22 protein-coding genes and 2 pseudogenes are annotated in these 22591 nt (G+C 70.6%); 17 read left to right on the top strand and 7 right to left on the bottom strand.

Features of this window, described 5'->3' with window-relative positions:
- Positions 1–22: 22 nt before the first annotated feature.
- Entirely contained in the window at positions 23–1492 is a 1470-nt protein-coding gene (locus PT931_RS00435; protein WP_456243717.1) for a sugar transferase, read from the top strand.
- 76 nt (positions 1493–1568) lie between these two features.
- Here the strand turns inward: PT931_RS00435 and PT931_RS00430 are convergent, their stop codons facing one another.
- The 5 genes from PT931_RS00430 to PT931_RS00410 all read right to left on the bottom strand — a co-directional run bounded on the left by PT931_RS00430 (position 1569) and on the right by PT931_RS00410 (position 5972).
- The gene (locus PT931_RS00430) at positions 1569–2015 is read right to left on the bottom strand and encodes a DUF3761 domain-containing protein (RefSeq protein WP_456243716.1); all 447 of its coding nucleotides are present in this window, start codon (positions 2013–2015) and stop codon (positions 1569–1571) included.
- Between the two features lie 196 nt (positions 2016–2211).
- Positions 2212–3699, bottom strand: a complete 1488-nt coding sequence (locus PT931_RS00425; RefSeq protein WP_456243715.1) for a sodium/solute symporter — start codon at positions 3697–3699, stop codon at positions 2212–2214.
- A gap of 10 nt (positions 3700–3709) precedes the next feature.
- Positions 3710–4078, bottom strand: a complete 369-nt coding sequence (locus tag PT931_RS00420; protein WP_456243714.1) for a hypothetical protein — start codon at positions 4076–4078, stop codon at positions 3710–3712.
- The gene (locus PT931_RS00415) at positions 4078–4815 is read right to left on the bottom strand and encodes a LytR/AlgR family response regulator transcription factor (RefSeq protein ID WP_456243713.1); all 738 of its coding nucleotides are present in this window, start codon (positions 4813–4815) and stop codon (positions 4078–4080) included. The genes PT931_RS00420 and PT931_RS00415 overlap by 1 nt, the downstream gene beginning before the upstream one ends.
- Positions 4812–5972 (bottom strand): sensor histidine kinase, encoded by a 1161-nt coding sequence (locus PT931_RS00410; RefSeq protein WP_456243712.1) that lies wholly within the window; start codon positions 5970–5972, stop codon positions 4812–4814. Before PT931_RS00410 ends, PT931_RS00415 begins: the two co-directional genes overlap by 4 nt.
- 245 nt (positions 5973–6217) lie before the next feature.
- On the opposite strand from PT931_RS00410, the gene PT931_RS00405 reads away from it, so the two are divergent.
- The 5 genes from PT931_RS00405 to PT931_RS00385 all read left to right on the top strand — a co-directional run bounded on the left by PT931_RS00405 (position 6218) and on the right by PT931_RS00385 (position 11227).
- Positions 6218–7141 (top strand): serine protein kinase RIO, encoded by a 924-nt coding sequence (locus tag PT931_RS00405; protein ID WP_456243711.1) that lies wholly within the window; start codon positions 6218–6220, stop codon positions 7139–7141.
- Positions 7142–7216: 75 nt separating this feature from the next.
- Positions 7217–8224, top strand: coding sequence for an FHA domain-containing protein (locus tag PT931_RS00400; RefSeq protein WP_456243710.1), 1008 nt, complete (start codon positions 7217–7219; stop codon positions 8222–8224).
- Between the two features lie 110 nt (positions 8225–8334).
- Positions 8335–9090 (top strand): ABC transporter ATP-binding protein, encoded by a 756-nt coding sequence (locus tag PT931_RS00395; RefSeq protein WP_363729012.1) that lies wholly within the window; start codon positions 8335–8337, stop codon positions 9088–9090.
- Positions 9078–10703, top strand: coding sequence for an ABC transporter permease (locus PT931_RS00390; protein WP_456243709.1), 1626 nt, complete (start codon positions 9078–9080; stop codon positions 10701–10703). Before PT931_RS00395 ends, PT931_RS00390 begins: the two co-directional genes overlap by 13 nt.
- Positions 10704–10711: 8 nt before the next feature.
- A complete protein-coding gene (locus PT931_RS00385) occupies positions 10712–11227 on the top strand; it encodes a flavin reductase family protein (protein WP_456243708.1) in 516 nt (171 codons plus the stop codon).
- Here PT931_RS00385 and PT931_RS00380 read toward each other — a convergent pair.
- On the bottom strand, positions 11217–12128 hold the full coding sequence (locus tag PT931_RS00380; protein ID WP_456243707.1) for a hypothetical protein: 912 nt from the start codon (positions 12126–12128) through the stop codon (positions 11217–11219). The genes PT931_RS00385 and PT931_RS00380 overlap by 11 nt on opposite strands.
- A 216-nt stretch (positions 12129–12344) precedes the next feature.
- On the opposite strand from PT931_RS00380, the gene PT931_RS00375 reads away from it, so the two are divergent.
- The 8 genes and pseudogenes from PT931_RS00375 to PT931_RS00340 all read left to right on the top strand — a co-directional run bounded on the left by PT931_RS00375 (position 12345) and on the right by PT931_RS00340 (position 19713).
- A complete protein-coding gene (locus tag PT931_RS00375) occupies positions 12345–12668 on the top strand; it encodes a DUF485 domain-containing protein (RefSeq protein ID WP_363729008.1) in 324 nt (107 codons plus the stop codon).
- A pseudogene (locus PT931_RS00370) lies at positions 12655–13860 on the top strand (solute symporter family protein); the annotation flags it as partial. The gene PT931_RS00375 and the pseudogene PT931_RS00370, both read left to right, overlap by 14 nt.
- Positions 13861–13947: 87 nt before the next feature.
- Positions 13948–14565 (top strand): annotated as a pseudogene (locus PT931_RS00365) (sodium:solute symporter family transporter); the annotation flags it as partial.
- A 56-nt stretch (positions 14566–14621) separates the two neighbouring features.
- Complete coding sequence (locus tag PT931_RS00360; protein WP_456243706.1) at positions 14622–15854, top strand: LCP family protein; 1233 nt, start codon at positions 14622–14624, stop codon at positions 15852–15854.
- A 213-nt stretch (positions 15855–16067) separates the two neighbouring features.
- Positions 16068–17066 carry an LCP family protein gene (locus tag PT931_RS00355; RefSeq protein ID WP_456243705.1) on the top strand — a complete coding sequence of 333 codons (999 nt, stop codon included), beginning with the start codon at positions 16068–16070 and terminating at the stop codon, positions 17064–17066.
- 4 nt (positions 17067–17070) lie between these two features.
- Complete coding sequence (locus PT931_RS00350; protein ID WP_456243704.1) at positions 17071–18132, top strand: LCP family protein; 1062 nt, start codon at positions 17071–17073, stop codon at positions 18130–18132.
- Between the two features lie 39 nt (positions 18133–18171).
- A complete protein-coding gene (locus PT931_RS00345) occupies positions 18172–19197 on the top strand; it encodes an LCP family protein (protein WP_456243703.1) in 1026 nt (341 codons plus the stop codon).
- 180 nt (positions 19198–19377) lie between these two features.
- The gene (locus tag PT931_RS00340) at positions 19378–19713 is read left to right on the top strand and encodes a rhodanese-like domain-containing protein (RefSeq protein WP_456243702.1); all 336 of its coding nucleotides are present in this window, start codon (positions 19378–19380) and stop codon (positions 19711–19713) included.
- Between the two features lie 73 nt (positions 19714–19786).
- On the opposite strand, the gene PT931_RS00335 is transcribed toward PT931_RS00340, so the two are convergent.
- Positions 19787–20413, bottom strand: a complete 627-nt coding sequence (locus PT931_RS00335; protein ID WP_456243701.1) for a 2'-5' RNA ligase family protein — start codon at positions 20411–20413, stop codon at positions 19787–19789.
- A 125-nt stretch (positions 20414–20538) separates the two neighbouring features.
- On the opposite strand from PT931_RS00335, the gene PT931_RS00330 reads away from it, so the two are divergent.
- The 3 genes from PT931_RS00330 to PT931_RS00320 all read left to right on the top strand — a co-directional run bounded on the left by PT931_RS00330 (position 20539) and on the right by PT931_RS00320 (position 22579).
- Positions 20539–20952, top strand: coding sequence for an ATP-binding protein (locus tag PT931_RS00330; protein ID WP_456243700.1), 414 nt, complete (start codon positions 20539–20541; stop codon positions 20950–20952).
- 91 nt (positions 20953–21043) lie between these two features.
- Positions 21044–21904 (top strand): DUF5926 family protein, encoded by an 861-nt coding sequence (locus tag PT931_RS00325; protein ID WP_456243699.1) that lies wholly within the window; start codon positions 21044–21046, stop codon positions 21902–21904.
- 93 nt (positions 21905–21997) lie between these two features.
- Positions 21998–22579 carry a nuclease-related domain-containing protein gene (locus PT931_RS00320; protein ID WP_456243698.1) on the top strand — a complete coding sequence of 194 codons (582 nt, stop codon included), beginning with the start codon at positions 21998–22000 and terminating at the stop codon, positions 22577–22579.
- The last annotated feature ends 12 nt before the right edge of the window (positions 22580–22591 follow it).

Below are 22591 nucleotides of genomic sequence, written 5' to 3'. Positions count from 1 at the left end.
CCATGAGCCAGAGGCGGCGCCGGTGACCAACGGTGTTCCTCGCTCGGCTTTCTTCCGCAGTGACCGAACGTCAACCTGGGCCTGGTGGTACTCGGCCTGCCTTGTCGTCCTCGACTTTCTCTCCGTCGCGCTCGCCAGCCTGGCCGTCATCTCCTGGTTCCCCAAGGCCGTCGCCGGCTTCGTCGAGCGCAGCGACCAGCCCGTGCCGCTCTGGTTCTACCTCGTCGCGTACCTGATCCTCCCCGCCGGCTGGGTGCTCGTCCTCTGGGGCCACGGCGCGTACGACCGCCGGTACCTCGGGGTGGGCTCCGACGAGAGCAAGCGGGTCCTGCGCGCCTTCTGGACCGCCGTCGCCGTCGTGTCCTTCACGGTCATGAGCACCAAGACCGACGCGTCCCGGATGTCCGTCGGCGCGGTCCTGATCCTCGCGCTGGTGCTGCTCCTGATCAGCCGGGCGATGGTCCGCCGGGTGCTCTACACCCTGCGCAAGCGCGGCCGGTGCGTCCAGCGGATGCTCCTCGTCGGGGCGCTGCCCGAGACGCTCGAGGTGCACACCGTCGTCACCCGCAACCCGGAGGCCGGCCTGTCGCCGGTCGGGTTGTACCTGACCGAGGGCTACGGCGCGGCGCGCGGCGTCGAGACCCCCGTCCCGGTGTACGCGAACCGCGACCTCGTCGAACTCGTCCGCGAACTCGGCGCCGACACCATCGCCGTCTGCGGCTCCGCCGGCTCCGACTCCGCCGACCTGCGCCGGCTCGCCTGGCAGCTGGAGGGCACCGGCATCGACCTGGTCGTCGCCCCACAGCTCACCGACATCGCCGGCCCCCGGGTGCACATCCGCCCGGTCGAGGGCCTGCCGCTCCTGCACGTCGAGGAGCCCACCCTGTCCGGGGTCGGCTGGGTCGCCAAGAACCTGATGGACCGGATCGCCGCGTTCCTCGGCCTGCTGATCCTGTCCCCGCTGTTCGGCGTCATCGCGCTCTGCATCAAGATCAAGGAGCCCGGCGGCCCCGTCTTCTTCCGGCAGCGCCGCCTCGGCCACCAGTCGCGGATGTTCGGCATGTGGAAGTTCCGCACGATGTACGTCGACTCCGAGAACCGGCTCGCCACCCTCGTCGACCAGAACGAGACCGACGGCCTGCTATTCAAGATCAAGGACGACCCCCGGGTCACCCCGGTCGGCCGCTGGCTCCGCAAGACGTCCATGGACGAACTGCCCCAGCTGATCAACATCCTGGTCGGCGAGATGTCCCTGGTGGGGCCGCGCCCGCTGCCCGCCGAGGACGGCGACTTCCTCGGGGACGTCCGGCGGCGGCTGCTGGTCCGGCCCGGGCTCACCGGGCTGTGGCAGGTGTCGGGGCGGTCGGACATGTCGTGGGACGACGCGGTGCGCCTCGACCTGTACTACGTCGACAACTGGTCGTTGCTGCTCGACCTGCGGACGTTGTGGCGGACGATCGGCGTGGTGCTGGCCCGCCGGGGCGCCTACTAGCTCTTCTCGCAAAAGTTGCCGTTGTCCGACCAGGGACAACGGCAACTTCCATTTCCGGGTACGAGGCGGTCCGTCCTCAGGCCGGCAGGTCCTTCAGCCAGCGCTTCACGCCACCGTGACCCGAGCAGGTGCCCCGACGGTGCGCGCTGAAGCTGTAGGTGCCGTCATTGCACTCCGCGCTCGCACCAGCCGGCGGCTGCGGGGCCTGTACCGGCCGCTGGACGCACTTGCCGTCGGAGTTGAGGTAGTAGCCCGCCCCGCAGGTGACCGGCTTGGGCGGGGCCGGTGGGGCGGCGGGCGGCGCGACGGCTGCCTCGGGGGCCTTGGTCGGCTGGGCCGCCGCGGTGGTGGGGGCCACGGTGGGGGCCGCCGTGGTCGGCGCGACGTAGGGGGCCGCTTCCTGCGTTGTCATGGCGGGTGCGGGTGACTGCTCCGGCGCGTTCGCGGCCGGCCCACAGGCGGTGAGTACGGCCAGCAGCAGGGTGGGGAGGGCGGCCAGACTCCAGATACTTCGTGCGCGCATCGGTCGAGCAACTCCTTGAGTCAACGAGTGGTGACGACCTGATCACTCTTTGCTCGTCGCTACGGAACGTCAACGGATCGCACTCGAATGTGCCGGTTCGACGGTCCGATGAGGATGATCGGCACGGAAGGTCCGCCGTAAGGGTGGTGGAGTCCAGAATGGACAGTGGTCGGGCGCGGCGCCGGCCCTAGGGTGGTCAGAGGCGGAGCGCGTCCGGGGCGTGCAGGCGCAGGAGGGTGCGGCCAACGGTGGTCGGGATCCGCCGCCGGGTCGCCAACGACACCGTGATCATCACGAAGAACGCCAACGGCACCGTCCACGCCGCCGGCTGCGTGATCAGCACCGCCCACCACCCGTGCCCGGCGTACCCCAGCACGGTCAGGATCACCGCCCCGGCCGCCGCCCCGCCCCCGCTCAGCATCCCGGCGGCGGCCCCGATATCCGTGAGCCCCCGCCACCAGATCCCCAGCAGCAGCAACGGACAGAAGGTCGCCGCCGCGACCGCGAACGCCAGCCCCACCACCCGGGACACGTCGAGGTCGGCCACCGCGAGGGCCAGTCCGCACGGGATCAGGCCGCCGGCCAGCGCGGACAGTCGGAAGTCGCGGACCGAGCCCTTGCCGAGGACGTCGGTGGACAGCACGCCGGCCACCGAGGTCAGCAGGCCCGAGGAGGTGGACAGGAACGCGGCGAACGCGCCCGCCGCCACCAGCGCGCCGAGGAACTGGCCGAGCCCGCCGTTGCCGACGACCGCCCCGGGCAGGACGAGCACGACACTGTCCGGCTTGGCGAGGCCCGGGGTGTAGATCCGGCCGAGGAGGCCGTAGATGGTGGGGAAGAGGTAGAAGAAACCGACCAGGGCCAGGACTCCCAGGGTGGTACGGCGCGCCGCCCGGCCGTCCGGGTTCGTGTAGAACCGGACGAGGACGTGCGGGAGGCCCATGGTGCCGAGAAACGTGGCGATCAGCAGCGAGTACGTGCCGAACAGGCCCTGGCCGGAGTGGTCGCCGCCGCCGGGGAGCAGCCAGTCCGCGCCGACCGGGGACTTGGGCTCGACCAGCGGCGGGGCGCCGTCGGCCCGCCAGTGCAGGAGCAGGAACGCGACGGGCAGCGCCAGGGCGGTGAGCTTCAGCCAGTACTGGAAGGCCTGCACGAAGGTGATCGACCGCATCCCGCCGAGCGCCACCCCGCCGGTCACGACGGCGCTGACCAGCAGCACACCGACCCAGTAGGGCGCGCCCGTGACGGTGCGCAGGGTGAGGCCGGCCCCCTGGAGTTGCGGGAGCAGGTACAGCCAGCCGATGAACACCACGAACGCGGTCACCAGTCGGCGCAGTCGCCGGGAGCCGAGCCGCAGTTCGCAGAAGTCGGGCAGGGTGAAGGCCCCGGATCTCCGCAGCGGGCCGGCGACGAACAGCAGCAGGGCCAGGTAGCCGGCGGCGAACCCGATCGGGTACCAGAGGACGTCGAGTCCGTAGCTGAGGACCAGGCCGGCGACGCCCAGGAACGAGGCCGCGCTGAGGTACTCGCCGCCGATCGCCGCCGCGTTCCAGGTCGGGCTGACCGAGCGGGAGGCCACGAGGAAGTCGCTGGTGGTGCGGGCGAACCGGAGGCCGTACACGCCGATCACGAGCGTGACCAGGGTGACGAGGACGATCGCCGGCAACGCCCACGGGTTGCTCACCGGGAGGTGCTCACTTCTCGACCAGGTCGGTGAACTCGCGCTCGTTGCGCTCGCTCATCCGGACGTAGATCCACCCCACGGCCACCAGGAACGGGTACGGCAGCACCCCGAGCAGCACCCACGGCAGCGACACCCCGACCACCTTCACCCCGCCCAGCGCCGGCGCGACCGTGAACAGCAGCGGCAGCGTCCCGAGCCCGAGCCCGACCAGCAGCGCCAGCCGCAACGCCAACGCCAGCTGCGCCCGCACCAGCCCCTTGATCAGCGCGTCGCCGATCTCGGTCTGTTCGGCCAGCTCGCGCCGGGTGCGGTTGACCCGCCGGGCGCGGGCCACCTCGCCGAGCACGATCCGGGTCCGCCTGCCGCGCGCGGGGGTCATCACCGGATGCCGTCCTGCTTGGCGGCGCGCAGCAGGAGGTCCTTGAGCTCGCGGGTGTGCCGGCGGGCCACGGGCAGCGTGCGGCCGTCGATGACGACGACGTAGCCGGAGCTGGTGAGGCGCAGTTCGGAGATCTGGCTCAGGCGTACCAGATAGGAGCGGTGGATTCTGGCGAAGCCGGCATCCGACCAGCGCTCCGCCAGCGTCGCCAGGGCCACCCGGACCAGGTGCGAGCCGTCGGCGGTGTGCAGCCGCGCGTAGTCGCCCTGGGCCTCCACGTAGTGCACGGCGGCCCGGGGCAGCAGCTTGATCGTGCCGGCCAGCTCGACGGGGATCACGGCCGTCTCGGGGCCGGCGGCGGTCTTGATGCCGAGCGCGGACACGATCCGGCGCAGCGACTCCGCGAGCCGCTCCGGTTCGACCGGCTTGCGGATGTAGTCGAGGACGCCCAGGTCGAAGGCGTCGGCGGCCCGGTCGTCGTAGGCGGTCACGAACACCACGGCGGGCGGCGCGGCGAACCGGTGCAGCACGCGGGCGAGTTCCATGCCGTCGAGGCCGGGCATCCGGATGTCGAGGAACGCGGCGTCGATGTCGGCCCCGCGCAGCACCCGCAGCGCCTCGGTGGCGTCGGAGGCGGTGACGACCTCGGCGACCCGCGGGTCGGAGCGCAGCAGGTAGGCCAGCTCGTCGAGGGCCGGCGGCTCGTCGTCCACGGCCAGGATGCGCAGCGCCCTCACGACCGCACCGCCGGGTGGAACTTCGGAATTCTGACCAATATCTTGGTACCGGCCCCGGGGCCCGTCTCCACCACCAGTCCGTACTCCTCTCCGAACACCGCCCGCAGCCGCTCGTCCACGTTCGACAGCCCGACGTGCTGGCCGTCCCCGCTCTCCTCCGCGTCGAGCAGCGCCTGCGGTTCCATGCCCACCCCGTCGTCCTCGACCGTGATGTGGCACTCGGCGCCCGAGTCGATGGCGACGATGCTGATCGTGCCGACCCCGGGCTTGCGGGACAGCCCGTGCCGGACGGCGTTCTCGACGAGCGGTTGCAGGCACAGGAAGGGCAGCGACACCGGGAGTACCTCGGGGGCCACCTGCAACCGGACCTGGAGTCTCTCCCCGAACCGGGCCCGCTCGATCGTCAGGTACCTGTCGATGGACCGCAGCTCCTCCGCCAACGTCGTGTACTCCCCGTGCGCACGCAGGCTGTACCGGGTGAACTCCGCGAACTCCAGGATCAGTTCCCGGGCGCGCTTCGGGTCGGTCCGCACGAACGACGCGATGGCCGACAGCGCGTTGTAGATGAAGTGCGGGCTGATCTGGGCCCGCAGCGCGCGCAGCTCGGCCCGGGCGAGCCGGTCCCGGGAGGAGTCCAGTTCGGCGAGCGCGAGCTGGGTGGCCGCCCACCGGCCGGTCTCCACGGCCGCCTGGACCAGGCCGGGCGCGGGCGGCTCGTCGGACAGCGCGATCAGGGTGCCGACCCGGCCGGAGTCCGTCTGCAACGGTACGAGGACGGCGCCGCGGATCAGGCAGTCCAGCCGGTCGCAGCCCAGGTCGGAGGCGTCCAGTACGGCCTTGCCGGAGCTGAGGATCTGGTCGCGGTGGTGCTCGCCGGTGCCGTCCCACGCGAGCACCCCGGTCGGGGAGGCCAGGGCGAGCCCGCTGGCCCCGATCAGCCGGCGCAGGTGCCGGACGGACTTGGTCGCCGCCGCCTCGGTGAGCCCCGCGCGGAGCGGCTCGGCGGCCAGCCCGGCGGTCCGGAGCACCTCGTAGGTGGCGCGCTGCACGCTGGTGGCGATGCCCCGGCGGGCGCGCAGCCGGAGCAGCGCGATCACCCCGGCGGCGAACGCGACCACCGCGGCCGTGACGGCCAGAACTGTGCTCACCTGGCACATACTGCGCTGTACCGGGTACCAATTAAAAGGGTTGCGCGCCGGTGTAGCGGCCCGATAGTTTCTCCCCGACGCGAACGGCTGCGCCGTTGAGTGCCCGGAACGCTGAGTTTCTGGAACAGAAGGAGGTGAGACCCATGGACATTGCCGTCATGCGGTCCGTGCTCACCTGCCTGACCGTTCCCAGCCCCGCCGTCTAGCGCCGATTCCGCGCCGGTGGGGCGCCTCCCGAGGAGTTCACCACCACCATGCGCGACACCTTCAGCAGCGGCGGTTTCATCAACCGCACCCGTGGCAAGAACCGCTTCGACGCCGACGACATCGTCTACGAGAAGCACTATAAAGCAGACACCGAATGGGACCTTTCCGACGCCTCCGACGGCCTGCCCGAGGGCGACCGCTGGTCCACCTGGGACTCCGCCGCCCCGTTGGAGCGCGGCCCCCTGCCGCACCCCTCCTGGGTCGTGACCGACCTGGGCGCGGTCGACACCGAGCTGGGCATCCTGAAGACCGGCAAGGAGGGCGACGTCTTCCTGATCCGGCGTTCCGTGCCCGGGACGGACACCGCGACCCTGCTGGCCGCCAAGCGGTACCGGTCCGCCGAGCACAAGATGTTCCACCGCGACGCCGGGTACACCGAGGGCCGGCAGGTCGCCGAGTCCCGGATGCAGCGCGCCGTCGCCAACCGGTCCGAGTTCGGGCGCAAGGTCATCGCCGGCCAGTGGGCGATGTCCGAGTTCAACGCGCTGCGGACCTGCTACCAGTGGGGCCTGCCCGTGCCCTACCCGGTGCAGATCAGCGACACCGAGATCCTGATGGAGTTCATCGGGGACGCCGACGGCGCGGCCGCGCCCCGGCTGGCCAACGCCCGGCCCGAGGGCGCCGAGCTCCTCAGCGTGTGGGAGCAGCTCGTCGAGGCGCTCGTGACCCTCGCCCAGCGGGGGTTCGCGCACGGCGACCTGTCGCCCTACAACCTCCTCGTGCACGAGGGGCGGCTCGTCATCATCGACCTGCCGCAGATCGTGGACGTGGTGGTGAACCCGCAGGGTGGGGAGTACCTGGCCCGCGACGCCCGCAACGTGGGTACCTGGTTCGCGGCCCGGGGGCTGACTGGCGGATCGGTGACACCTGATGAGCTTCCCGAGCTGCTGCGTCGGGAGGCCGGGCGCTAACAGGTAGCATTCGAGCGACGTTAAGCCCGGTGACCTGCATCGATGTGCGGCGTTTCGGGTAGGGGAGGGGCAATCATGCGGTTCGAGATCAGCAAGGTGCTGGACGCCATCGAGCGCCGGCTCAGCACCGACCCGGCCCTCGTCGGCGCCCTGGTGGACGTCGGCGAGGTGCTGCGGGCGGTCGACCTCGACGGCGGCCGGCCGACGTACCTCCCCCGGCTCGGCGCCGTCGTGGACGCCCTCGCGGTGAAGCTCGACGACGCCGCCGTCCCGGTGTACGCGATCGCGGACAAGGCCCTGCTGTCGAGCCTGGAGCTGACCTCCAACGAGAAGATGGTGCTCCGGCGCTGGGCCGACGACGGGCTGATCGAGGTGATCGCCGCCGACCCGGCCGGACGCCTGGTCGAGCTGGCCTCGATCACCGGCCTGCCCGTGCTCACGAGGCACCCGTTGCCCGTCGCGATGACGATGGCCCCGGTACCCGGCCTCGGCGGGGTGGCCCTGATCGACCGGCCCGGCACCCCCGGCCCCTCGCAGGCCGCCGTGCTGTCCCGCCGGTGGCGCTGCCCGGACGGCGAGCCCGTCGGCATCCCGACCCTGACCACCGGCCGGCCCACCTGCCCCCGGCACGGCGTCCCGCTCGGCGACGAGGGCCCCCGGGCGGTGTCCCAGGCGGTCACCGTGTGGGTCGGCGGCACGGCCCGGACCCGGTTCGCGGTCGACGCGCTCCGGCCGGTCGTCGTGGGCCGGTCCCCCGCGCAGGGCGTCATGCTCGGCCCGTGGCTGGACGACGAGAGCCTGCAGTGGATCAGCCGGGCGCACGTGGAGCTGACCCTGGCGGGGACCAGCCTCACCGTCACCGACAAGAGCACCAACGGCACGGTCGTCGTCCGGGCGAACGGGCCCCGGGTCGAGCTCGGCCGCGACCAGAGCGAACTGGTGGGCGAGGCGGACACCGTCGAGCTGTACCAGGGCGTGGAGCTGACGTACGCCGGGCGGCGGCCGAGCCGGGCGGTGTCGGCGGCCGGGGGGATCATGGCCGAGGCGCCGACCATCGCGCTCCGGTTGCCGATCCGGGAGTGACGGCGACTGCCGGCCCGTCTCCGGGGGCCACCCGCCTCCCCATCCGGGAGTAACCCCCGATCCTCCTCGAGGAGGATGGGCGCCCCGAAACGCCCACTACGCTGGGCAACGTGAGCGAAAACGCCTTTGAGCTGCGTGGTCTGGTCAAGAGGTTCGGGGAGAAGGTCGCCGTCGCGGGCGTCGACCTGGCCGTCCCGACGGGGTCCTTCTTCGGCCTGCTCGGTCCGAACGGGGCCGGCAAGACGACTTCCCTGTCGATGGCCGTGGGGCTGTTGCGGCCGGACGCGGGGACGGCGTACGTGCTGGGGCACGACGTCTGGCAGGACCCGATCGGGGCGAAGCGGCTGCTCGGCGTACTCCCCGACGCGGTGCGGATGTTCGACCGGCTGACGGGGCTGGAGCTGCTCACGTACACCGGGATGCTCCGGGGCATGCCCGCCGAGCAGATCGCGACCCGCGCGGGCGAGCTGCTGGACGTGCTGGGCCTGTCCGACTCGGGCAGCACCCTGGTGGTGGACTACTCGGCCGGTATGAAGAAGAAGATCGGGCTGGCCTGCGCGCTGCTGCACGGCCCCCGGCTCCTGGTGCTCGACGAGCCGTTCGAGGCCGTCGACCCGGTGTCGGCCGCCACGATCCGCGACATCCTGCACCGCTTCGTCGGCTCCGGCGGCACTGTGATCTTCTCCTCGCACGTGATGGAGGTCGTCGAGCGGCTGTGCAGCCACGTCGCGATCCTCGCCGACGGCGTGATCAAGGTGGTCGGCACCCTGGACGAGGTCCGGGGCGACCGCCCGCTGGAGGAGATCTTCGTCGAGCAGGCCGGCGGCCGGACCTCCCTGGGCGAGGAGCTGGCGTGGCTCAAGTGACCACGGCCGCACCGGTCGACGTCGCCCCGGACGGTCCCGGGATCGGCGTGTTCGTGCGCCTCAAGCTGCGGATCCTCCGCAACGGGTTCCAGGGCAAGCCGGGCCGGGTCGTGGCGCTGGTCTTCTCGCTGTTCTTCGGCGTCCTGCTCGCGGCGGGCGGCTTCGCGCTGTTCGCCAGCGTCGGTGCCCTCCCCGAGGAGTACGGGTACGGGATCGTCGCGCTGGTCGGCACGTTCCTGGTGATCGGGTGGATCGTGATGCCGGTCGCGATGTTCGGCGTCGACGAGACCCTGGACCCGGCCCGGTTCGCGCTGCTGCCGATCCCGAAGCGCCGGCTGATGGCGGGCCTGCTGGCCTCGGCCTTCCTCGGCGTGCCGGCCCTCGCGACCCTGATCGCCACCGCCGGCCTCGTGGTCGCGGGCTTCGTCAAGGGCGGCCCGGTCGCCGGGATCGCCGCCGCGGTGGGAGTCGTGCTCGGCGTCGCCACCTGCGTGGTGGGCAGCCGCGCCGTGACCAGCGGGTTCGCGGCGGCGCTCCGGTCGCGCCGGTCGCGGGACCTGGCCCTGATCGGCATCACGCTCAGCCTGACCCTGATCGGCCCGATGATCTCGCTCAGCACCAGCGCGATGGCCCAGGGCGACGCGGAGTCGGTCAAGAACGGCATGCGGGTCATCGGGTACTCGCCGCTGGCCGCCCCCTTCACCGCCTGGTACGACCTCGCCACCGGCAGCGCCCTCCTCGGCCTCGCCAAGCTCGCCGGCACCGCAATCGTCCTCGCCCTGCTCGCCCGCTGGTGGTCGAACTCCCTGGAGTCGGCCATGGTCGGCGCGGCCAGCGGCGGTGCCCAGGCACGCAAGGACACCGGCCTGCCGCTGCGGATCCTCGGCCGCGCCCCGAAGGGCGTGTTCGGCGCGATCGTGGCCGCCGAGATGCGCGGCTGGTGGCGGGACCCGCGCCGCCGCGCGACCCTGCTGTCCATGCTCGCCGCGAGCCTCGCGATGCCGATCGGCATGAGCGCCGGGCAGACCACGCTCGCCCTCGGCGTGACCGTGGTCTGGATCGGGGTGTTCCTGGCGCTGGCCGCCGGCAACCAGTTCGGCTTCGGCGGGTCGGCGTACGCGTTCCACCTCATGATCGGGGTGCCCGGCCGGCTGGAGCTGCGGGCCCGGAGTACGGCGCTGGCCCTGCTCGCGGTGCCGGCCCTGACCGTGGTGGTGCCCGTACTCGGCATTCTGATCGGCAAGCCCGCGCAGATCGTCGGCGCGCTCGGCTCGGGGTACGCCGCGTTCGGGGTCGCGATCGCCATCATGTCGGTGCTGTCGGTCCGCGCCCCGTACGCGCTGCCCGACTCCAGCAACCCGTTCGCGATGAACAGCGGCGGCGGGTGCATGAAGGGCGTGATCAGCCTCGGTTCCATGTTCGTCACCCTGGTGCTGGCGTCCCCGATGGCGGTCGGCTCGTGGCTGCTCGGCGACTCGCTGTGGAGCGTGCTGCTGCTGCCCGTCGGGGTGGCCTACGGGGTCGGTGCTGCGGTGCTCGGCGCGCGGGTCGGCGGCGACATGCTGCAACGACGTGGCCCGGAAGTCCTCGCGGCCGTCACGCCGGGGAGATAATCGAGTTCATGAGCGGAATCCACGTCGAGCACCCGTTCGCGACCCCCGAGGGCGAACGTGGCCCCGTCCGCCGGCTCCGGGGCCGGTTCGGCCAGACGGTCACCCTGTGGACCGCCGGGGTGGGCGCGGGCCGGGCCGGGCTCCCGGTGGCCTCCACGATGGTCGCGGACGGCGAGCCCGGCCGGATCCTGGGCCTGCTCGACCCGGAGTCCGAGGTGTACGACGCCCTGACCGCCGCCGGCCGGTTCGCGGTGCACGTGCTCGCGCCCGGCCAGGAGCGGATCTCCGACGAGTTCGCCGGGCTGGTGCCGGTGCCGGGCGGGGCGTTCCGCAACCACGGCTGGCAGGAGACCGAGTGGGGCCCGGTGCTCGCCGAGGCGACGACCTGGGCGGGGTGCCGGCTCGACGACACCCGCCCGTTCGGGTACGGGCACCTGGTGGAGGCCACGATCGAGTTCGTTGAGCTCGGCGACTCCGGACCGTTGGTCTACCACCGGGGCCGGTACACCCGCGTCACCTCTTAGCGAACTCCTTCAGCTCGTCGGTGACCTTCTTGGCTGCCTCCTTGGCCCCGTCCACGGTCTTCTTCGTGACCAGGTCGGTCACCCACGCCTCGTTGAACCCGGCGAAGAAGCCGAGCCCGCCCCAGTAGAACCACTGGGCCAGCGGCGCGGACGGCACCTTGAACAGCACGAACAGTTCGCCCTTGCCCATGAACAGGATCGTGGCGGCGAAGAACCAGCCGAGCATGATCCGGATCGCCGCCGCGCGGAACCCGGACGCGTGGTGGTCCTCGATCTCCTGCTTGCGGAGCCGGATCAGCGAGCTGAGCGTCGCGCCGCCCGCCCCGCCGGCCACCGCCACCAGCGCGTGTTCCACGAGGGTCTTCTTGTCGCCGTGCAGGCCGTCGGAGAAGAGCATCAGGCAACCCTTGATCACGAGGTACAGCACGACGAGCAGCACGATGCTCGCGAACACCCCGATGATCGTGCCCTTGAAGTACTCCCGCTGGACTCTGCGTTGGGCCCTGGTCTTGATCTCGGACGCCACCTCCAGCGCCCGGCCGGCGAGGAACGTCTCCACCGGGTCGGGCTTGTCGCCGGTCGGCCGGGACATCTCCTCGGCCAGCGCGCTGGCGGTCCGGATGCCCTCCTCGATCCGCTCCCGGCAGACCCGCCAGTCGTCGGGCACCAGATACCGCTGACCTTCGAGGTACTGGTCCTTCAGCGCGGCCAACGGCATCAGCACCCGGGACTGGAACCGGGGGTCGAACGGACCGAGCACACTGTCCAGTGAGACGACGGGACGGCCCTCGATGCGCTGGGCGCGCTGGTAGAGCCACTTCTCCCGGGCCCGGCGGCGGATCCGGCCGAACCAGTTGGTGGGGGTCTCCTCGAGTGGGGGCACAACGTCGGGATCCGTCATCACGACCTCCGGGGGGTGGAGTCGATTGAGTGTGATCAGTATCCGTGACCGACCGCCTCCCGCCAATCCTCCGCAGGGTCCGGCGCCGTCCACGGGGGACCACTGGGCGCACGGAATGTGCCGTTCGTCGTGCCGGGCGGAGAGGGAACCTGTCGCGGGCGGTACGCGTCCATAGCGTGTTCCAGGTCACTCCCCCGACCTGAGAAGGCGGTGACGATGTCACCCGACAAATACGAGACCGTCCAGGCCAGCGACGAGTTCGCGAGTCTGCGCAAGGCGTTGCGGAGCTTCGTGTTCCCGATGACGGTCGCATTCCTGGCCTGGTACGCGCTCTACGTTCTCCTCTCGGCCTACGCCCGGGGCTTCATGGCGCACAAGGTGTTCGGCGACGTGAACGTGGCCCTGGTGTTCGGGCTGCTCCAGTTCGTGTCGACGTTCGTGATCGCGTGGGTCTACGCGCGCTACGCCGGCCGGAAGCTCGACCCGGTCGCCGAGAAGATCAAGGCAGAGATGGAGGAGGACGACAGTGCTCGCGCGTAACCTCACCCTGGTCCTGTTCGTCGTGCTCGTCGCCGTGACGCTGGGCATCACGATCTGGGCCAGCCGGCAGAACCGCACCGCCGCCGACTTCTACGACGGCGGCCGGTCGTTCTCCGGTTTCCAGAACGGCATGGCGATCGGCGGCGACTACATGTCCGCCGCGTCCTTCCTGGGCATCGCGGGCATCATCGCGCTGTCCGGCTACGACGGTTTCCTCTACTCCATCGGCTTCCTGGTCGCGTGGCTCGTCGCGCTGCTGCTGGTCGCGGAGCTGATGCGCAACTCCGGCAAGTACACGATGGGCGACGTGCTGGCCTTCCGGATGCGGCAGCGGCCGGTCCGCACGGCGGCCTCGCTGTCCACCCTCGTCGTGTCGGTGTTCTACCTGCTGGCCCAGATGGTCGGCGCGGGTTCGCTCGTCGCGCTGCTGCTCGGCATCAAGGAGGGCGAGACCTTCCTGGGGATGGGCCCGGAGAACGCCAAGATCGTCACGATCGTGCTGATCGGCATTCTCATGATCGTGTACGTCGTGATCGGCGGCATGAAGGGCACCACCTACGTCCAGATCGTCAAGGCGTTCATGCTGATGCTCGGCGCGCTCCTGATGACGCTGCTCGTGTTCGCCGCGTTCCGGTTCAACCTGTCCGACCTGTTGCAGTCGGCGGCCACGAAGTCCGGCAAGGGCGACGCGTTCCTGCAACCCGGCCTGAAATACGGCAAGGAGCTGTCCACGCCGCTGATGACGGCCGTGAGCAAGCTGGACCTGATCTCCCTCGGCCTCGCGCTCGTCCTCGGCACGGCCGGCCTGCCGCACATCCTGATCCGGTTCTACACGGTGCCCGACGCGAAGGCGGCCCGGAAGAGCGTGGTCTGGGCGATCGGCATCATCGGCACCTTCTACCTGATGACCCTGGCCCTCGGCTTCGGCGCGGCGGCCCTGGTCGGCGCGAGCGAGATCGTCAAGCAGGACCCGAGCGGGAACACGGCCGCGCCGCAGCTGGCCAAGGCGCTCGGGGAGAAGTACCTCGGCGGGGAGGTCGGCGGGGCGCTGATGCTGGCGGTGATCGCGGCGGTGGCGTTCGCGACGATCCTGGCGGTGGTGGCCGGGCTGACGTTGGCCTCTTCCTCCTCGTTGGCGCATGACCTGTATGCGAACGTGTTCCGGCGGGGGCGGATGGAGGCGGCTGCCGCGGCCGCGGCTGGGTCGACCGGCTCGGGCGGCTCGACCGGCGCGGGCGCCTCCGACGGCGTCAAGCAGGAGGACGGGGTCAAGCGTGAGGACGGCGTCGCCTCCGACGGCGTGAAGCGCGAGGACGGTGCCGCCGACGGGGTCAAGCGGGAGAACGCCGCCCCCCAGTTCGACGCCGTCCGCCAGGAGGTCCGGGTCGCCCGGTACTCCGCCTTCGGCATCGGCGCCCTGGCCATCGTCCTGGCGGTCTTCGCCCGGAGCCTGAACGTCGCGTTCCTCGTGGCCCTCGCGTTCGCCATCGCGGCGTCGGCGAACCTGCCCGCGATCCTGTTCTCCCTCTTCTGGAAGAACTTCAACACCCGGGGCGCGCTCTGGGGCATCTACGGGGGCCTGCTCTCCGCCGTGCTCCTGGTCCTGCTCAGCCCGATCATGTGGGGCGGGGCGTCGGACACCCAGCCGGCGGCGAAGCTCTCCGCGAAGCAGGCGGCGACCTGCGGGGTACCGGCGGACTCGAAGTTGGTGTCGAATGCGACCGCTTTGTGGAGCTGCACGGCCAAGGCCCCGGTTCCGCTGTCCAATCCCGGACTGATCTCGATCCCGCTCGGGTTCCTGTTCGCGGCCGTGGGTGCGCTCACGTCCCGGGAGCGGGATGCCAAGAAGTACGCCGAGCTGGAGGTTCGTGCCCTCACGGGTGCCGGCTCTCACTGACGGTGAGGTGTGGGTCACATCACGCAGGTGGTGTGACCCGCACGTACCCTTGGGACATGAATGAGTCACGACCGACGGGCCGCGCGTCAGTACCGTCCGGCCGCGCCCGCGTTCCCCAGCCCCAGGAGGACCCCTGGGCTGACGTCGCGCCGGTTCCCGGCCGCGCCCAGGTGCCGCCGCGTGGGGCGTCCGGCTCGGCGAAGGTCCCCAGCGGCCGCGCCCAGGTCGGGGGCGGCCCGGGCGGCCGTGGCCCCGGAGGCCCCACCGGTCCCGGCGGCCCGCCGAAGGGCGTCGTCCGCTCCGGCAAGCGCCGCCCGCGCTGGGGCCGGATCATCCTGGTCGTGTCGGGCCTGCTGGTCGTGGTGCTGATCGCGGGTGGCCTCGGCTTCTGGACGTACCTGAAGTCGGCCGCCAACGACGTCAAGCGCACCGACGCGTTCGCTGGCCTCACCGCCGGCCGGCCGCCGAAGACGGTGGACGGCGCGTTCAACATCCTGATGCTGGGCAGTGACTCCCGGAACCCGGACAACATCGAGGCCGACGCCCGGACCGACACGATCATGCTGCTGCACGTCAACGCGAAGCACGACCAGGCGAACCTGATCTCCCTGCCCCGCGACCTGTACGTGCACGTGCCGAAGAACCCGAACGGCCAGGGCGGCGACACCAAGGCGAAGCTCAACGCGGCGTTCGCCTGGGGTGGGGCTCCGCTGATGGTGAAGACGGTCGAGGAGTACACCGGGGTCCTGATCGACCACGTGGCCATGATCGACTTCGACGGGCTGCGGGCCGTGACCGACGCGCTCGGCGGCGTCGACATGACGGTCGAGCAGGACACCACCTCGATTCACGGCAACCACCGGTTCTGGGCGAAGGGCGTGCACCACTTCAGTGGCGACGCCGCGCTGGACTACATCCGGCAGCGCAAGCAGTTCCCGGACGGCGACTTCGCCCGGATGCGGCACCAGCAGACGTTCCTGAAGGCGATGCTCGACAAGGCTGCCGACGGGGGCACGCTTGCCAACCCGCTCAAGCTGAAGGCGTTCCTCGACTCGGTGACCAAGGTCGTCGTGGTCGACAACAACTTCGACCTGGTGGATCTCGCGATCCAGTTCCGCGGGCTGCGGTCGTCCAATCTCACATTCCTGACCAGCCCAAACGCCGGGTCTGACGATATCGACGGCGAGAGCGTCATCGTTTCGGACAAAGCTCGGGCCAAGGCTCTGTACGAAGCGGTCAATAAGGACCAGGTGGCCGAGTGGATCAAGGCCAACCCACCGCAAAAGTAAGACCATTGTGAGGAAAGTCCACTTCGTGTGGGTGGCGGGTCGGGTCGGCTTGGAATAGGGTCCGAAGCCGGGCCGACTCCGGTCCGTCACCACCACCCGCCCGAGCGGCGGCCGACCGAGGAGGCTGTCACGTCCGGCAAGCCAGCCAAGTTTGGCGCGCACCGCGTCCGGCGTAGCCCCCTCTGGGCCCGACTCTGTCTCACGTTCGGCGCGGTGATCGTCGTCGCCGCAGGCGGCACCCTCGTCGCCGGCCAGCTCCTCCTGAACAAGGTCGACAACGCGATCGGCTCCAGTTCCCTGCTGCCCGCGGGCACCGGTAACCAGCCGCGCGGCGACATCAAGGGCCCCATCAACATCCTGTTGGCCGGCCTCGACTACCGCAAGGGCGACCCCGACAGCGAGTCCAACCAGCGCGCCGACTCGGTCATGTGGGTGCACATCCCCCGCGAGCACGACCGGGCCTACATCCTGTCCCTGCCCCGCGACCTGGTCGTGGACATCCCGGCGTTCCCCGCCGCGAAGTTCCCCGGTGAGCGCGGCGGCCGGCTCAACGCCTCGTTCGGCGCGGGGATGCAGAACAACCAGGGTCGCCCCGGTGGCATGCAGCTGCTGGTGAAGACAGTCGAGCAGCTCACCGGCACGAAGTTCGACATGGCCGGCGTCATCGACTGGTACGGGTTCACCGGCATCACCCGCGAGCTGGGCGGCGTCGACATGTGTCTGGACAAGGGGTTCACCTCCAGCCAGGAGGGCTTCAAGGGCTACAGCTTCGCGGCCGGCTGCAACCACTACGACGAGCACACCGCCCTGGCCCTGGTCCGCCAGCGGTACGACGTCATCGGCGACGACTACGGCCGGCAGAAGCTCCAGCAGCAGTTCGTCAAGCAGATCCTGAAGCAGGCGATGAGCAAGGACGTGCTCAGCAACCCGCTCAAGCTCAACTCGCTGATCACGTCGGTCGGCTCCTCTCTGAAGATCGACTTCGGGGGGTACGACTTCGCGGACCTGCTCTGGGCCCTCAAGAACATCAAGCCGGACGGCCTGCTGACCATGCGGGTGCCGAGCGGTTCGCTCAAGGACAACAACGGGAACTACGCGGGCGAGGGCCTCAACAAGGAGCTCGCCCCCGAGATGTTCAGGGCCCTGGCCGACGAGCGGATCGAGCTGTTCCTCGCCCAGCACACCGAGTTCGCCACCAGGCTCCCGGCCTGACCCGATGACGACCATCGACAAGCCGGGCGTCCACCGTAGGCGGAGAAGTCCACTGTGGGCCCGGCTGTGTCTGATCTTCGGCTGCGTCCTCACCCTGGTCAGTGGGATCGCGCTGATCGGCGGCCAGGCGCTCGTCAGCCGCTACACCAGTTCCATCCCACAGATCAGCGTTCTCGGCAAGGAGCAGGCGCGCCGCGACGTCAAGGGTCCGATCAACATCCTGCTGGTCGGGATCGACAAGCGCCGCAACGACGAGCCGGGCAGCCTGGTCCGGGCGGACACCGTGATGTGGGCGCACATCCCGGCGGCCCACGACCGGGCGTACCTGCTGTCGCTGCCGCGCGACCTGGACGTGCCGATCCCGGCGCACAAGCCCTCGGGGTACCAGGGCACGACCGGGGACAAGCTGAACGCCGCGTTCGCGTTCGGGGCGGGCGAGAAGCAGGACCTGGCGAGCGGGCTCCAGCTGCTGATGAAGACGGTGCAGGGGTTCACGGGGGTGAAGTTCGACCTCGTGGGCATGATCGACTGGTACGGGTTCACGGGCATCACCCACGAGCTCGGCGGCGTGACCATGTGCCTGGACAAGGGCTTCAAGTCCACCCAGCCCGGATTCACGGGGTATTCCTTCCCGGCCGGCTGCAACCACTACAACGAGCACACGGCCCTCGCCCTGGTCCGGCAGCGCTACGACCTGCCCGGCGGCGACTACGACCGGCAGAAGCTCCAGCAGCAGTTCGTCATGCAGATCCTGAAGCAGGCGCTGAGCAAGGACGTCGTCAGCAACCCGGTGAAGCTGGACAAGATCATCCGTTCGGTCGGCGCGTCCCTCCAGCTCGACCTCGGCGGGTACGACTTCCTCGACCTGGTGTTCGCGCTGCGCAACATCAAGCCGACGGACATCATCACCATGCAGATCCCGCACGCCACGAAGAAGAAGAACGGCGCCGACTACGAGGAGCTGGTCCAACCCCTCGGCACGGAGCTGTTCCAGGGGTTGATCAAGGGCCAGATCGACGAAGTGCTGATCAAGCACCCCGAGCTCGCAACAAAGGTCCAAACCTGACATTTTCGCCGTACCCTGGAGGCCATGGGGAGGGCGCGGGTGCCTCGGCTGCGAGCGGGCCGGCGCGCACCCCTGTGGACCCGGCTGTGCATCGGCCTCGGGGCCTTCCTGCTGCTGCTCAGTAGCGGGGCGCTCGTCACCGGCCGGGTGCTCCTCGACCGCTACGAGAACGCGGTGCGCCGGGCCGACCTCCTGCCCGACGGCACCGCCCGGACCGTCAGCCCCGGCTCCGTCGCGGGCCCGCTGAACCTGCTCCTGGTCGGCTCCGACCTGCGCCAGGGGCTGGAGCACGAGGTCTGGCGGTCCGACACGATCATGGTCGTGCACGTCAACGAGCGGCTCGACCGGGCGTACGTGCTGTCCATCCCGCGTGACCTGCAGGTCAGGATCCCGCGCTGCCTGGACGCGGTGGACGGCTGCATCGACAAGATCAACGCGGCGTTCGCGTACGGCGGCATCGGGCCGCCCTTCGACCCCGTACGGGGGTACCAACTCCTCGCCGAGACCGTGCGCGACCTGACCGGGCTCCGCTTCGACGCGGCCGGCATCATCGACTTCACCGGTTTCACCCGGCTGGTCGGCGCGCTCGGCGGCGTACGGCTGTGCGTGGACGTCGAGACCACCTCGATCCACAGCGGCATGACCTGGGAGCCCGGCTGCCACGACTTCAACGAGCACTCGGTCCTCGACTACATCCGCCAGCGCGAGTACCCGGACGGGGACGTCACCCGCCAGCGCCACCAGCAGCAGTTCATCAAGGCGGTGCTCCAGCAGGCCCTCGCCCGGGGCGTCCTGGCCGACCCGGCCCGGCTGGACAGGCTGATCCGGGCGGCCGGCGACTCCCTGACCATCGCCAGCCCGCACCCGACGACCGCCCTGTTCCTGGCGCTCCGTGGCATCCGGCCGGAGAACATCACCCTGCTCCAGCTCCCGGCCGCCGCCGAGTGGATCGACGGGGTCGCGTACGCCGAACCGGTCGAACGGACCGAACCGATGTTCGCAGCGCTTCGCGAGGACCGGCTCGACGAGTTCGTGCTCGCCAATCCGGACGTCGTGAACCGATAGGGACGCCCGGGCGCCTCGTCACCACGCGGTCGGGCGGCGTGCACCGGTAGGTCCGGCCCGTGCCGCGCCGCCGCGCCGCCGCCTCGTCATCGTGCCGATCCGGAGGTCGTGACCGACAGGGCCCGCCGCCCACCTCGTCGCCGCACCGATCCGGGCGTCGTGAACGGATAGGATCGCGGCATGTTTGGCGAGCAGCTCCCCAGTGTCAGCGCTTCCGACGTGCCCGCAGGGGCCTTCCTCCTCGACGTGCGCGAGCACGACGAGTGGGCGGCCGGGCACGCGCCGGACGCCGTGCACGTGCCGATGTCCGAGATCCCGGCCCGCCTCGCGGAGGTGCCCCAGGACGGCGACGTGGTGGTCATCTGCCGGGTCGGCGGCCGCTCGGCCCGCGTCGTGTCGTACCTGCAGGGCAACGGCTACGCGAACGTGTTCAACCTCGACGGCGGGATGCAGGCCTGGGACGCCGTGGGCAAGCCGATCGTCTCGACGTCCGACGCCCCCGGCATCGTGATCTAGAGGCCACCGCCCGGCCACCGCCCGACCCCGAACCGGCCCCCGGCCACCAGCCCCGGGGCCGGCGGTGCTCCCGTCAGCCGCCGAGCGGCAGTCGGACCTCGTTCGTCCAGGACCACTTGTGGTCGTCCTTGGTCAGCGCGAGCATCGACGCGTGCGTGATCGTCAGCTCCACCGGCGGCACACTCAGCGCGGCGAGCCGGTCCTTGTACGGCTGCGCGGGCCCGTCGGCGTTCACGTACGCGACGCTGACGTGCGGCTCGAACTCGCCGGACTCCTGCCCGGGCAGCGCGTACAGCCGGGACTCGTCGATCACGGAGAACACGCCCGCGCGGACGGCGTCGCGGATCGCGGCCAGCGACCCGACCGGCCCGACCGGGATGTAGACGGAGTCGGTGGCCAGCACCTCGGGCTCGGTGTGCACGACGGCGGGCGGCACGGAACCGAGCTGCTCACGTACCGCGGCAGTGATGCTCGTCATCTCCTCGGCGGTGAGTTCATCGGTGAACGTCACCCCCTGGATCGTCATGTGCCGCCACTGCGGAAGTATCAGGTCCAGGTTCGGGATGTCCCGGAGAGCGGTCTGGTAGGTGTCAATGACCTGGTGTAACCGGCGATCATCGGCGAAGGTGATATAGCACGAGAACAGCGCCCGGCGCGGCGACCAGTGGGGCAGCTCGGTCCAGTGGTTGACGACAGTCATAAGGCGCAGGCTAGTGGACCGGCGGAAGAACGGGCAGAACTTCCGGCCACCGTTGGCCATCAGCCGTATGTACGGGGTATTTTGTCTGAAGGTTGCTAGATAGCACCCAAAAGGATGGGGGACGCGTGAGCGGGTGTCTGGAGGTTTCAGAGCGCGCTTCCTGCGTAGTCGTGCCCCACCATGCGCAGGCCGCGGGTCTCGCGCGGCGCAGGGTAGCTGTGGAGCTGTCGCCACGGCTGGGCGCCGAGACCCTGGCCGATGTCACCGCGATCGTCTCCGAGCTGGTCGGCAACGCGGTGCTGCACGCCCGGCCGCTGCCCGACGGCGGGGTCCGGGTCGCCTGGCAGGTCGGGCCGAACTCGATAGAGCTGCGGGTCACCGACGGCGGGGCCATCGAGCTGCCGCACGTGCGCCGGGTCGGCCCCGAGTCGCTGAACGGGCGCGGCCTGAGCATCGTCGCCGCCCTGTCGGACCGCTGGGGCGTGATCCGCGACGGGCTGGGACAGTGCGTCTGGGCGGAGCTGCGGCACGCCGCCTGAAACCCCTTTTCCGGGTACGGCTACGCACTGGTAACGCCTGTTCGACCAGCCCCGTTAGGACAACTCGGGCACCAAGGACTACCCTGCCAGGGTGAGTAAGCGTGCAAAGAAGTCCGGCGAGAAGCGCCCCAAGGTCCGCGACATCTTCGTCCCCCGGCCGTTCGCCGGGCTGCCGAGTGAGGTCGAGTGGGTCGCGCTGCGGGAGCTCGTTCCCGCCGCGAGCGCTCCGCTGAAGTTGAAGCCGGAGTTCGCGGTCGAGGGCCGTGACGTCATCCTCGCCACGGTGCTGCCGATGGCCTGGCCCGCGATGACGAAGCCGGACGGCCGGGTGTTCGTCGCCCTCCAGCGGCACGTGCAGTCCGGGGACATCAGCCGGGACATCGCCGTGGCGATCCTGCGCGGCCTCGAGACCGCCCCGGGTCAGCCCGTGGCCGTGCCGGCGCTGCCGGGCGAGGGTCCGAGGCTCCAGGACATCCTGGCCGACGAGCCGCTCGACGTGACGGTGCACGCCGGCTTCGAGTTCTGGCTGGACTCCGACGTGAACGACCCGTCGGTCACCGCCGGCGTCGAGCGCGCCAACGAGGCGATCTACCCGACGACGGCGCTCGCCGCCGCCGAGGGCGCCTACTGGTGCCAGGTCGTCGAGAAGTCGCACATCCGCTGGGTGCTCGCCGACGACGAGGACCGCGCCCTGGACGCGCTGTCCCGCCTGTCGGCCAGCCAGCAGCTCCTGCTGGGCGAGGGCACCAAGTTCGCGGGCATGTTCCGCGCGCACGGCACCCTGGTGCCCGTGTGGGACGTGCCGCTGGACCCGCCGGCCTCCGAGTGGGAGCAGCCGCTGGCCGAGTTCGTGAAGCGCTACGCCGAGGCGTACGCGGTCGCGGCCGATCTCACCACCGCGGAACGTCAGGCGAAGCAGGGTCTGCAGGCGCGTCAGCTGACGCTCAGATAGGTTCCCATTCACTCATGTACCAAACCTCGCATTGTAAGGCTTGGATCACCTAACGTAGTGGAAAGTCTACTGGCGAGGTGTGTGATGAGTGCGATGTCGTTGAACGATGCCTCTAACCTGCCTCCGGCGCCGTCCGCCGGATGGCTGGAGCGCCGCCGTGCCGCGAAGGCGGAACGCGGCTCCAACGCGGCCCGCCAGAAGGTCGTGGACAGGATCGCCCGGCTGGGCCCGGACTGGCGTCTGCTGGACGCGCATTCCTTCGGCCTGCCGGGCAGCCTGGACTTCCTCCTCTTCGGACCGGGTGGGATCTTCACGATCCAGGTGAAGTCCCACGGGCGTACCGCGGTGCAGCTCGCCGGGGACGTGATCCAGATCAGCGGGAAGCGGCCGCCGTACATCCCGTCGGCCCGCCGGGACGCCAAGTTGGCCTCCGGCGCGCTGACCCGGGCGACCGGCCGTTCCATCCCGGTGACCCCGGTGATCGTGTTCGTCGGCTCCGGTCAGCTGTCGATGCAGGGCCTGCCGAAGGGCTGCCTCGTCGCGCACAACCGCGAGCTGGAGCGGATCCTGGCGACCCGGGGCTCGTTCCTGTCCGCCCGCAGCGTCGACACGCTGTACGAGGTGGCGGCCCGGCCCTCCACCTGGGTGCCCGTCGAGCGGTCGCGGGCCGCCTGAGACCCGGGGCGG

It is taken from the genome of Longispora urticae (assembly GCF_053902585.1).
The sequence above is the reverse complement of the archived record's forward strand: the minus strand, read 5'-3'. Positions and strand labels throughout refer to the sequence as shown.